The organism is Streptomyces sp. NPDC051636, assembly GCF_044453765.1.
Classification (GTDB): domain Bacteria; phylum Actinomycetota; class Actinomycetes; order Streptomycetales; family Streptomycetaceae; genus Streptomyces.
The window spans coordinates 297,880-309,830 of record NZ_JBITDA010000005.1; the positions used below are offsets into that span (position 1 = coordinate 297,880).

Annotated in this window: 9 protein-coding genes; 6 read left to right on the top strand and 3 right to left on the bottom strand. The window is 73.7% G+C overall.

Going from position 1 to position 11,951, the window contains the following annotated elements; all coding sequences use genetic code 11:
* Window positions 1-49 precede the first annotated feature (49 nt).
* Window positions 50-643, bottom strand: coding sequence for an HhH-GPD-type base excision DNA repair protein (locus ACIBBH_RS13110; RefSeq protein ID WP_399404318.1), 594 nt, complete (start codon window positions 641-643; stop codon window positions 50-52).
* A gap of 173 nt (window positions 644-816) precedes the next feature.
* Here ACIBBH_RS13110 and ACIBBH_RS13115 point away from each other — a divergent pair, with 173 nt between their 5' ends.
* From ACIBBH_RS13115 to ACIBBH_RS13135, 5 genes are all read left to right on the top strand, one after another.
* Window positions 817-2,907: a penicillin acylase family protein gene (locus ACIBBH_RS13115; RefSeq protein WP_399404319.1), complete on the top strand. Its 2,091-nt coding sequence runs from the start codon at window positions 817-819 to the stop codon at window positions 2,905-2,907.
* Window positions 2,900-3,520 carry a GNAT family N-acetyltransferase gene (locus ACIBBH_RS13120; protein ID WP_399404320.1) on the top strand — a complete coding sequence of 207 codons (621 nt, stop codon included), beginning with the start codon at window positions 2,900-2,902 and terminating at the stop codon, window positions 3,518-3,520. Before ACIBBH_RS13115 ends, ACIBBH_RS13120 begins: the two co-directional genes overlap by 8 nt.
* Before the next feature lie 7 nt (window positions 3,521-3,527).
* Window positions 3,528-4,001 carry a cupin domain-containing protein gene (locus ACIBBH_RS13125; RefSeq protein ID WP_399404390.1) on the top strand — a complete coding sequence of 158 codons (474 nt, stop codon included), beginning with the start codon at window positions 3,528-3,530 and terminating at the stop codon, window positions 3,999-4,001.
* A complete protein-coding gene (locus ACIBBH_RS13130; protein ID WP_399404321.1) occupies window positions 3,998-4,759 on the top strand; it encodes an SDR family NAD(P)-dependent oxidoreductase in 762 nt (253 codons plus the stop codon). Before ACIBBH_RS13125 ends, ACIBBH_RS13130 begins: the two co-directional genes overlap by 4 nt.
* A 138-nt stretch (window positions 4,760-4,897) precedes the next feature.
* Window positions 4,898-6,661 (top strand): copper resistance CopC/CopD family protein, encoded by a 1,764-nt coding sequence (locus ACIBBH_RS13135; RefSeq protein WP_399404322.1) that lies wholly within the window; start codon window positions 4,898-4,900, stop codon window positions 6,659-6,661.
* A gap of 45 nt (window positions 6,662-6,706) precedes the next feature.
* Here ACIBBH_RS13135 and ACIBBH_RS13140 read toward each other — a convergent pair whose 3' ends face one another.
* Window positions 6,707-9,472 carry a SpoIIE family protein phosphatase gene (locus tag ACIBBH_RS13140; protein ID WP_399404323.1) on the bottom strand — a complete coding sequence of 922 codons (2,766 nt, stop codon included), beginning with the start codon at window positions 9,470-9,472 and terminating at the stop codon, window positions 6,707-6,709.
* Window positions 9,473-9,579: 107 nt separating this feature from the next.
* On the opposite strand from ACIBBH_RS13140, the gene ACIBBH_RS13145 reads away from it, so the two are divergent.
* Window positions 9,580-10,380: an Fpg/Nei family DNA glycosylase gene (locus ACIBBH_RS13145; protein WP_399404324.1), complete on the top strand. Its 801-nt coding sequence runs from the start codon at window positions 9,580-9,582 to the stop codon at window positions 10,378-10,380.
* 17 nt (window positions 10,381-10,397) lie between these two features.
* Here the strand turns inward: ACIBBH_RS13145 and ACIBBH_RS13150 are convergent, their stop codons facing one another.
* Window positions 10,398-11,639 (bottom strand): PP2C family protein-serine/threonine phosphatase, encoded by a 1,242-nt coding sequence (locus tag ACIBBH_RS13150; RefSeq protein WP_399404325.1) that lies wholly within the window; start codon window positions 11,637-11,639, stop codon window positions 10,398-10,400.
* Between the last annotated feature and the right edge of the window lie 312 nt (window positions 11,640-11,951).

Consider the following 11,951-nt stretch of genomic DNA (forward strand, 5'->3'; position numbering starts at 1 on the left):
GCTGAGGCCGGCTTCGGGGGTGTCCTGCCGCCCGGTACGGGGCGTCCGCCTACTTCTCCGAAGCCTTCGCCGCCCTGGCCGCCGCCTTCATCTCCTGCTTGTGCGCGCGCACCTTGGCCAGTGACTCCGGGCCGGTGATGTCGGCGACGGAGCGGAAGGACTTCGGCTCGCCGTAGGCGCCCGCGGTCTCGCGCCAGCCCTTGGGCCGGACGCCGAGCTGCTTGCCGAGCAGGGCCAGGAAGATCTGGGCCTTCTGCTTGCCGAAGCCGGGCAGCTCCTCCAGGCGCCGCAGCAGCTCCCGCCCGTCGGCGACGTCCTTCCAGACGAGCTCGGCGTCGCCGTCGTAGTGCTCGACGAGGTACTGGCACAGCTGCTGGATCCGCTTGGCCATCGACCCGGGGTAGCGGTGCACGGCCGGCTTCTCGGAGAGCAGGGCGGCGAAGGCCTCCGGGTCCTGCGCGGCGATGTCGTGCGGGTCCAGATCCTCCGCGCCCAGGCGGTCCGCGATCGTACGAGGCCCCTTGAACGCCCACTCCATCGGAACCTGCTGGTCCAGCAGCATCCCGATGAGCGCGGCGAGCGGGGACCGCCCGAGAAGCTCGTCGGCCTCGGGGTCCTGGGCGAGGTGCAGGGTGACGTCCATGACCCCGATCATGCCCCCGTGATGCCCTGTGCGCTGCCGTGAGGACCTCGATCTCCGGTCGGAAGGCTGTACGGCCCCAGGACCCCGTCGCGTCTACGGCCGTCGCGTACGATCTCGCACAGTCGGTTAGGTTAGGCAAACCTAAAACGCAGTGAGGGGAGTGGGGGCACAAGGTGATCACCGGGACCTACCGCGACGCCTGGGGAATTCCGCACCTGCGCGCCGACAGCGCACGCGAACTCGCCCGCGCCCAGGGCCGCGTCACCGCCCTCGACCGGGCCTGGCAGCTGGAGGTCGAGCGGCACCGCGCCCAGGGCACCTCGGCCTCCTTCCTGGGCGCCCAGGCCCTCGCGTGGGACCTCCTCGCCAGACGGGCCCGCCTCGCCGACACCGCGAGACGCTGCTTCGCGGCCCTGGAGAGACGGGACCCGGAGACGGCGGACTGGGTCCGGGCGTACGTCGACGGCGTCAACGAAGGGCTGGCTCGCGGCAACGCCCCGGAGTTCGCCCGCACCGCCCTCACCCCCGGCCGCTGGGAGCCCTGGACCCCGCTCGGCGTCTGGCTGGCCACCCACTTCCTCTTCGCGGGCTTCCCGGCCAAGCTCTGGCGCGAGCAGGCCGTACGGCACCTGGGCGACGAGGCCGTCGGTCTGTTCGCCACCGACGGGCCCGGCACCGCCGGCAGCAACGGCTGGCTGCTCAGCGGTGAGCGGACCACGACCGGCCACGCCCTCATCGCGGGCGACCCGCACCGCTTCATCGAGGAGCCCGGCGTCTACCAGCAGATCCACCTGTCCTGCCCGGAGTTCGACGTCGTCGGCCTCGCCGTCCCCGGCGTCCCCGGCATCGCCCACTTCGGCCACACCGGCACGGTCGCCTGGGCCATCACCAACGCCATGGCCGACTACCAGGACCTCTACCGGGAGCGGCTGCGGCGCACCGGCGCCGGCGTGGAGGCCCTCGGCCCCGACGGCGGCTGGCACCGCGCCCACCGGCACACGGAGACCGTGCGGATCGCGGGGGAGGAGCCGGCCGAGGTCGAGGTGATCGAGACGGACCGGGGTCCGCTGATCGCCGGAGGCCCGGAGGGCCTCGACGGTCACCACCCCGCCCTCGACGACCGTGGCACGCCCACCGCCCTCGCCCTGCGCTATCCGCCCCGGGTCACCGAAGACCTCGGCTTCAGCGCCCTCCTGCCCCTGCTGCGCGCCCGCCGGGTCGCCGACGTCGACCGCGCGCTGGACGCCTGGGCCGAGCCCGTCAACGTCGTCCAGGCCGCCGACACCGAAGGCGGGCTGCTGCACCGGGTCGCGGGCCGGGTGCCGGTGCGGGCGGCGGCCAACCGGATCCGGCCGGTGCCCGCCTGGGAGCCGGGCCACGAGTGGCGGGGCCGGCACGAGACGCCCCGCGCCGGGCTGAGCGACGGCATCGCGGTGATGGCCAACCAGCGCGGCCCCGCGACGCCGTTCGGCGTCGAGTTCGCCCCGCCGCACCGCGCCGACCGCATCACCACCCTGCTGCGGGAGAAGGACCGGTGGTCGCCGGGCGACCTGCCCGCGATCCACAGGGACACCCACCTCGGCTCCGCCGCCCCCCTGCTGGACCACCTGGCGGCCCTGGACGCCCTGTCCCCCGACGCCGCCGAGCTGCGCGACCGCCTCCTCGCCTGGGACCGCCGCATGGACGCCACCAGCACGGACGCGGCGGCCTACGCGGCGGTGCGCGGCGCGGTCGTACGCCACCTCGCCGCGCACCCGGCGTTCGCGGCCCTGGCCGAACCGCCCGCCTACCCGGAGGTCCTCCTGCCCTGGCTGGCCCTGCTCCCGCGCATCGGCTTCGCCCTCGAACACCTGCTGACCGCCGAGGAGTTGTACGGCATCGACCGCCCCGCCGCCGTCCGCGCGGCCGTCGAGGAGGTCGCCGCCGGGAAGCCGGCCGGCACCTGGGGCGACCGCCACCGTCTCGCCCCCTGGCGGGCGCTGCCGACGGGCCCGTACGACGGGCCGGGGCTGTCCGGCGACCACGACTGCGTGCTGTGCACCTCCGCCGTGCCCGGCCTGACCGACCTGTGCGCGCGTGGCCCGGCCGCCCGGTACGTGTGGGACCTGGCCCGGCGCGAGGACAGCCGGTGGGTGGTCCCGTTCGGCGCCTCGGGCGTGCCCGGCTCGCCCCACCACCACGACCAGCTCGCGCTGTGGCTCGCCGGGGACCTCGTCCCCGTCGTCACCGACTTCGACCAGCTCGCGAAGGAGACCGATGTCTGACCCGTACGCCACCCGCGAGGCCGTCCACGAGCAGGTGACCGACGGCTTCGGCACCGTCCGTGTCCTGCCCCTCGACCCGCACGCCGACGCCGGGGTGATCCACGGCTGGGTGAGCGAGGAGCGGGCCGCCTTCTGGGGCATGACCGGCCTGACGCGGGACCAGGTCGCCGAGACCTACGCGCACATGGACACGCTCGGCACCCACCACGCCTTCCTGGTCGTCAAGGACGGCGCACCGGCCGCGCTGCTGCAGACGTACGAGCCGGAGGCCGACCGGGTCGGCGAGTGCTACGAGGTGCGCCCCGGCGACATCGGCATCCACCTGCTGATCGCGCCCGCCGGACCCGGCGGCGCGCGCACCGGCTGGTCGTCGTCCCTGCTGGACGCCGTCACCTCGTACGTCCTGCGGGGCCTGGGCCGCAGCCGGGTCGTGGTCGACCCCGACGCGCGCAACGAGAAGGCGATCGCCCGCTTCCTCAAGCAGGGGTTCGAGGCGGGAGAGGCGGTCGTGCTGCCGGAGATCGACATCCCGGACGTGTACCTGCCTGAGAAGCGCGCCCAACTGGCGTTTCTCACCCGGGAGGTAGCCTTCCCGGATGACGGTGACGCCTGACGGGCCGCTGACGCCCGATGTCCTGATCGCCCACTACGGTCTGGAGCCGCTACCGCGTGAGGGCGGGCTGTTCCGGCGTACCTGGGCGGGGCCGGAGCGTGCCGACGGCCGCCCAGAGGGCTCGGCGATCGTCGTCCTGCTCACCGCGGACGACTACTCGGCCCTGCACCGCCTGCCCACCGACGAGGTCTGGCACTTCTACCTCGGTGACCCGCTCGACCTGTTGCTCCTCGCCCCCGACGGGACGTCCACGCACCCCGTGCTCGGTCCGGACGTCCTCGCCGGGCAGCACCCGCAGCTCACCGTGCCCGCGGGTACCTGGATGGGCGCACGGGTCGCGGCGGGCGGCGCCTGGGCCTTCTTCGGCTGCACGATGGCGCCCGGATTCACCCCTGAGGGGTACGAACACGGGAACGCGGCGGACCTCGCGGCGCGTTATCCGTCCGAGGCCGCCGGGATCGCGGAACTGTGCCGTCCATGAGCCTGCTGCACGGACAGGTCGCGCTGGTCACGGGTGCCGGCGGCGGCATCGGCCGGGGGATCGCGCTGCGGTTCGCCGAGGAGGGGGCGGCGGTCGCGCTGCACTGCCGTACGGCGCTGGAGCCGGCGCGTGAACTGGCGCAACGCATCGAGGACCTGGGCGTCCGGTCCGTCGTACTCCAGGCCGACCTCACCGACGAGGACGCCTGCCACCGCCTGGTCCGCGTGGCGGCCGAGTGGGGCGGCGGGCGGCTGACCGCGCTGGTCAACAACGCGGGCGTGCAGCCGGTCCGGCCGCTGCCGGGGATGCCGGCCGCCGAGTGGCGGACGGTCGTCGACACCAACCTGACCAGCGTCTTCGCCTGCACCCAGGCCGCCGCCGAGATCATGCGGGAGTGCGGCGGCGGCAGCGTCACCCACATCGCCTCCATCGAGGCCGCTCACCCCGCTCCCGAGCACGCGCACTACAGCGCCTCCAAAGCGGCCGTCGTGACGCACGCCCGCGCCGCCGCCCTGGAGTACGGCCCCCACGGCATCCGCGTCAACACCGTCTCGCCCGGCCTGATCGACCGCGCGGGCCTGGCCGAGGCGTGGCCCGAGGGCGTGCGGCGCTGGCAACAGGCGGTGCCCACGGGCCGGTTGGGCCGCCCCGAGGACGTCGGAGACGCCTGTGTCTTCCTCGCCTCCCCGCTCGCCTCCTGGATCACCGGACACGACCTGGTGGTGGACGGCGGAGTGTCGGCGCGGCCCACATGGTGAGCACCACGGGCCTTTCCCGCGTACGTACGGGGAAGTACGCGAGTCCGAAGACGGAGCGGTGACGTGGGCGAAGGACGAGGCCGGGAACCGGGAAGAGGCGGTGCAACGCATGGCGGAAAGCGGCGGCTTCGAGGGCTGGTGCTGCTGGGGGCCATGCTGGTGCTGCTCCTCCTCGGCGGAGCGGGCCCCGCGTCGGCCCACGCCGCCCTCCGCTCCACCGACCCCGCCGACGGCTCCGTCCGCGAGTCCGCCCCCCGATACGTCTCCCTGACCTTCACCGAGTCCGTCGGGCTGCTCGACGACTCCTTCCGCGTGTACGACCCCACCAACCACCGGGTCTCCACCGGTGAACCCGAACACGCGCCGGGCCGCTCCGACACCGTCCGGATCGGCCTGCCCGCGAAGCTCGGCACCGGCACCTTCACCGTCGCCTGGCGGGTGGTCTCCGCCGACAGCCATCCGGTCTCCGGCGCCTTCACCTTCTCCGTCGGCAAGCCCTCCGCGACGACCGTGCCGGTGGACACGAGACCGACCGGGAATCCCGCCACCGGCCTCTACAACATCGCGCGGTACGTGGCGTACGTGGCCGTGGCCCTGCTGATCGGCACGCTGACGTTCGCCGCGCTCTGCCGGCCGCCCGGCACCGCCCCGCTGCGCAAGCCGGTGCGGACCGGCTGGTGGACGCTGGTCGCGGCCACGTCGGTGCTGCTGGTGCTGCGCGCCCCGTACGAGGAGGGCACCTCCCCGGCGACCGCCTTCGACCTGTCCGCCCTGGCCCGCACGGCGACGGGCCGGCCGGGCCTGCTCCTGCTGGCCCGCCTGGCCCTGCTGCTCGTCGCGGGGGCCCTCCTGCTCGTCCTGCGCCGCCGGGCCACCCCGCCCCGCCGCCCCGTCCTCGCGGCCGGCGCCGTACTCGCCGTCGCCCTCGCCCTGACCTGGGCGGCCGCCGAACACGCCTCGGCCGGGATCCAGGTACCGCTGGCGATCACCTCGTCCGTCCTGCACCTGCTGGCGATGTCGGTATGGCTCGGCGGCCTGACCGCGCTGCTCACCACCCTGTACCGGACACCCGCGCCCGCCACCGTGCCGACGGCCACGGTGACCCGCTTCTCCCGCCTCGCCTTCGCCTCGGTGACCGTCCTGACCGGCACCGGCGTCTACCAGTCCTGGCGTGGCCTGGGCTCCTGGCAGGCGCTCACCGACACCACGTACGGCCGGATCCTCCTCACCAAACTCGCCGCGGTCGCGCTGCTGCTCGCGGCGGCGGGCCGGTCACGCAGGTGGACGGCACGGCTGGCGGCGGTGGAGGTGACCGGGGCCGTACGGGAACGGGTCCCGGAGCCGGTCGGCGGCCCGACGCCGGCCCCGGAGCCGGGCGGCGCGTCCTCACCGCCCCCCGCCTCCGCCGGACCCCACCGCGGCCTGCGCCGCTCGGTGCTGGCCGAAGCCGGCGTCGGGCTGGCCGTGCTGGTGATCACGACCATGCTGACGGGCACCCTGCCCGGCCGGGCCGAGGCCGAGGCGGCGGCGGACGGCACCGCACCGGCGACCGGCCTCCAGGCCGCGTCCGTCACCACGATCCCCTTCGACGTCGGCACCCCGGGCGGCCACGGCAAGGTGCAGATCAACCTGGACCCCGGCCGGGTCGGCCGCAACTCCGTCGAAGCGGTGGTCTTCGGCCCCGACGGCGGCATCTCCACCGTCCCCGAACTCCGCCTCTCCTTCACCCTCCCCGCCCAGAAACTCGGCCCCGTCGACGCCAGGCTCACCGACAAGGGCGGCTACTGGGCAGGCGACTCCCTCAACCTGCCCATACCCGGCACCTGGACGATGAAGGTGACGGTGCGGGTGTCGGAACTGGACCAGGGGAGCGCGTCGAAACCGGTGCGGGTCGTGCGGTAGGGCGCCGGCCGCCGACGGCAGGCGGTGAGTGCCGGCCCCCGCCGGCTACAGAGCGGCGTCACCGAACTGTTCCAGGAGAACGTCCACCGGCGTGTGGGCCGCGTCGGCGGACGCGCCGTCGTGCAGCGTCTGTTCCGCCCAGATGACCTTGCCGCGGGCCGTGTGCCGCGTCCCCCACCGCTGGGCGAACTGCGCCACCAGGAACAGCCCCCGCCCGCCTTCGTCCGTGGTCGCCGCCCGCCGCAGACGCGGTGAGGTGCTGCTGCCGTCGGACACCTCGCAGATCAGACAGCGCCCGTACATCAGCCGCACCCCGACCGGCGGGGCCCCGTACCGGATCGCGTTCGTGACCAGCTCGCTGAGGATCAGTTCCGTGGTGAACCCGATCTCCTCCAGCCCCCACTCCCGCAGCTTCTCCCGGCACTGTGCCCGCACCGACGGCACCACCGCCGGGTCCGGCGGCACGTCCCACTCGGCCACGCACGCACGCGGGAACAGCCGGGTACGCGCCGCCAGCAGCGCGATGTCGTCCAAGCGGTGGGCCGGCTCCAGGGCGTCGATCACCGTCTGGCACGTCTCCTCCGGACTGCGGCCGCCCGCCTCGTCCAAGGCCCGGCGCAGCCTCCGCAGCCCGGCGTCGAGGTCGCCGGTACGGTCCTCCACCAGGCCGTCGGTGTACAGCACCAGCTGGGAGCCCTCCGGCAGGTGCAGTTCGGTGGTTTCGAAGGGGTGGCCGCCCAGGCCGAGCGGGGCCGACACCGCCACGTCGGGACAGGCGACCGTCCCGTCCGGATGCACCACCACCGGGTCGGGGTGCCCGGCGCGGGCCATCGTGCACGTCCCCGCCACCGGGTCGTAGATCGCGTACAGACACGTCGCTCCTGTAACCCCCTCCGCCTCGTGGCCCTCCGCGGCACCGACGGCGGAGTCGTCCTCGTTGTCCATGCGGACGACCAGCTCGTCCAAGTGCCCGAGCACCTCGTCCACGGGGAGGTCCAGCGCGGAGAAGTTGTGCACCGCCGTGCGCAGTCGCCCCATCGTGGCCGCCGCGTGCAGCCCGTGCCCGACGACGTCACCCATCACCAGCGCCACCCGCGCACCCGGCAGCGGAATGACGTCGAACCAGTCCCCGGCCACCCCCGCCTCCGCCGGCAGGTACCGCCAGGCCACCTCCAGCGCGTCCTGCTCCGGCTGTCCCCGGGGCAGCAGACTGCGCTGCAGCGTCACCGCCATCGCGTGCTCCCGGGTGAACCGGCGGGCGTTGTCGATGGCCACCGCCGCCCGTGCGCCCAGCTCCTCCGCGAAGGACAGGTCCTCCGGCTCGAACGCCGGGGAGTCCCCCGTCCGGTAGAAGTTCGTCACGCCCAGCGGCACCCCCCGCGCCCGCAGCGGCACGGTCACCAGCGAACGCAGACCGCCCTCCAGCGCCTTGCGGGCGCGGTCCGGATCCTGCTCCCGCCAGCCCCGGGCCTGCCGCAGGTCCGCCTCCAGCACGGCGTGCCCCCGCTGCAGCGCCCGCATGTGCGGGGTCCCCGGCCCGAAGGTGATCACTTCGCCCACCGGATAGGCCGGGACCATCCGCTGCTCGCCGCCGATCGCCGTACGCCGCAGCTGCCGCCAGCCCTCCGCCGTCGGCTCACCCCCGTGCAGCACGGTGTCCAGCAGGTCGACCGTGACGAAGTCGGCGAACCGCGGCACCGCCACCTCGCTCAGCTCCTGGGCCGTTCGCCGCACGTCCAGCGTCGTCCCGATCGCCACCCCGGCCTCGTACAGCAGCTTCAGCCGCTCCCGCGCGACCTCGGCCCGCCCCGACACCGCCGACAGTTCCGTGGTGTCCCGCAGGGTCACCACGCTGCCTCCCCGGCCCGAGTCGGGGAACGTGGGCCGCTTGTTCACCGCCAGCAACCGGTCCCCCGCCGGGTGCACCTCGTCGGTGACCGCCTCCGGCGCGGTGAGCAGGCGTGTGACCTGCTCCGGCAGTCCCAGCTCGCCCACGTGGCGTCCCAGCGCGTCCGACGGCAGTCCCAGCAGCCGCTTCGCCTCGTCGTTGGCCAGCGCCAGCCGCCCGTCGGCGTCGGTGATCAGCACGCCCTCCCGCACCGCGTGCAGGACCGCGTCGTGGTGCTCGTACATCCCGGCGAGCTCCGCCGGGGCCAGTCCGTGCGTCTGCCGCAGCAGCCGCCGGGACACCAGCGTCGTTCCGGTCCCGGCCAGCGCCAGTGCGGCCGCCCCGGCGGCGAGGGCGATCGGCACCTGCGGTATCCACAGGTGCGCCACGTTCTTCACGGTGATCCCGGCGGAGACCACCCCGACGACCGCGCCGTGCGAGTCGGTCACCGGGACCACCGCCTGCACGGCCGTCCCCTTGCCCGACGGCAGGGGCGGCCCGCCGGCCTGCTCGACGACGGTACGGCCCTTCAGCGCCGACTCGATGTCGCCGACGAACTTCTTCCCGATCTCCCCCGGATAGGGGTACGTGTAGCGGATTCCGTGCGTGTCCGTGACGACGACGAAATCCACGCCCGCCCGCTTCCGCGCCTCCTCGGCCCGGGGTTGCAGTACGGCGCTGGGGTCCCGGCTGCGCAGAGCCTGGACCATGCCGGGCGCACTCGCGAACGACTGGGCGGCGACGACCGACTCCCGCCGCCCCTGCTGCACGGCGTCCCGCGCGGCCTGGAACATCACGGCCACCACGGCGGCCATGACCAGCAGCACCACGATCCCGACCTGGAGCAGGAACACCCGCCCGGCCGTACTGCGCGGATCGAGCAGACCCGTCGGGCCCCGAGGGCGCCCGGAAAATACCCTCATGCACCCTTCATAACACCGCTGCGCGCGCCCTACCGGGCGGGACTTCTTCCCAGGGGGAACACCTCACTGTGGAAGAGCACCATCGCCTCCCCGGAAGGAGGTCCCCCATGCCCGAGCTGCCGGATGTCGAGGGATTCCGGAGGGTGCTCGAGTCCTGCGCGAAGGGCAGGGTCATCCAACGCGTCCACGTGCGCGATGCGGGCGTTCTGCACGGGGTGAGCGCGCGGCGGCTGCGCGAGGCCCTGGAAGGCCGGCGATTCACCGAACCGGAGCGGCACGGGAAGTGGCTGCTCGCGCGCACCGGGGACGGCCCCACCCTCATGCTGCACTTCGGCATGACCGGGCGACTGGTCTGCGGCCGTCCCGGTGATGCGGCCGAGGCCCACGACCGCGTCCTGTTCACCCTGGGCGGCGGCCGCCGGCTCCACTACCGCGACCAGCGGAAACTGCAGGGTCTCTGGCTGGCCGACGACGACTCCGATGTCGCACGGCTGCTGAGCGGCCAGGGCCCCGACGCGATGGCGGTGGGCCGTGAGGAGTTCGGGGCCGCGCTCTGTTCACACCGCGGCAGGGTCAAGACCGTCCTCACCGACCAGTCCGTCCTGGCCGGACTCGGCAATCTGCTCGCCGACGAGATCCTGTGGCGCGCGAGGCTGCCCCCCACCGGCCGGGCGATGGATCTGACCGAGGCCGAACGCCGACGCCTGTACACACAGATGCGCCGCACTCTGCGCTCCGCGGTCACCGCCGGCTGCGTCCCGCCGCGCGACTCCTGGATCACCGGCCACCGCGACGACCCGGTCCCGGCCTGCCCGCGCTGCGGCGGCCCCCTGAGCCGGTCCCGGATGGCAGGACGCACCACGGTGTGGTGTCCGCGGTGCCAGCGCCCGGCTCATGCCCCCGCATGACGTACGGTCGGACAAACTCAGTCCGGGAGGGCCAGGTGGTCGGCGGCGCCGCCGCGCCACTCGATCAGGAACAGCGTCGCGTCGTCGCTGGTCTGCCCACCCCGTTCCTCCTTGAGGGTGTGGGAGAGCTGGCGAAGCTGTCCCCGTAGCCCCTCTTCCGCCGGCGGAAGGCTGTTGATGCAGGCGATGAGCCGGTCCTCGCCGAAGATGTCTCCGGCGGGATCGCGCTCCTCGATGACGCCGTCCGTGTAGCACAGCACCCGGTCACCGCGCTGGAGCCGCCGCCCGCTGATCTTGGGATGTTCACCGCCGAAGCCGATCGGCAGGGTGGTCGGGCTCTCCAGCCGCGCCACGACCCGGTGGTCGCGGATCAGCAGCGGAGCCGGGTGGCCCGCGTTCACCCACAGCAGATGGCCCGTCACCGTGTCCAGATGCATCATCTGGGCCGTGACGAAGCGCTCCGGCCCGAACTGCTGGGCGATGGCCTGGTCCATGAAGGCGTACTTCTCGGACAGGTCGACCTGGGCGCGCCGGGCGTGCCGGTAGGCGCCGACGGCGACGGTCGCCATCGTGGCCGCCTCCAGGCCGTGGCCCATCGCGTCGAACACGGCGGCGTGCAGGATCGTGTCGTTGAGGGCGTAGTCGAAGCTGTCACCGGCGATGCTGTAGGCGGGTTCGAGGATCCCGGCGACCGCGACCTGCGGCACCGCCATCACCAGCGGCGGCAGCAGGGACCACTGCATCTCCGCCGCGACGCTCATGGGTTCCCGGCGTCTGGCCCGGAAGAACTGGTCGGTGTAGCTGTGCTTGGTGACGATCATGTCGGCGACGAGTCCGGCGAGCCTGCCCAGCAGGCGCCGGTCGTCGTCGTCGACGGTGTCCAGGGTGACGACCAGTACGCCCACCTGGTCGCTGCCGTCCAGCAGGGGCAGGTACATCCGGACGCCGTCCGCCTGCGGAATCTCGACGGTGGTCGCGTTGAGGAAGGCCCTGCCGGCGGGGGAGCCGGCGATCGGCTCGGGGCCGCCGACCATGAGTCCCCTGCCCGGCAGCGGCGCCAGCACTTCCTGTCCGTAGTCCTGCAGCAGGATCGACACCTCGCGGCCGCCGATCCTGGCCACCTCCTCCGCGACCAAGGGAGCGATCAGCTGCGGCGGCATCTCGTGGGACCGGTCCAGCAGCAGGCCCAGCAGCCGCTCACCGAACCCTTCCGACCGGTCGGGCTTGCTCCGACGAGGCTGCCGGTCACCTTCCGCCATGGCCCCCCTCCCAGCGTCCCGAAGCGACCACGTGCGCTCTCCGGAGAGGGGCATGGTGAGCCCCCGTCGAGCACAGTTCTTACAGGTTGCCGTCGCACACCGGTGGTACGGGGCCATTACGCCGACTGCGGCATGTCAGTCCGGCCGCCGACTGCTCCCACCGCGCCGGCACGGGGGGCCGCCGCGATGGGGTCACAGTCTCCTGCACTGCGGTGTGAGAGCGGCGCAACGGAATTCCCCACATGGTCTAACAGGTCGGAAACCGGCTGTTACGGCGGTCGGACTAGCGTCGTGGCCATGAGGGTGTGGACG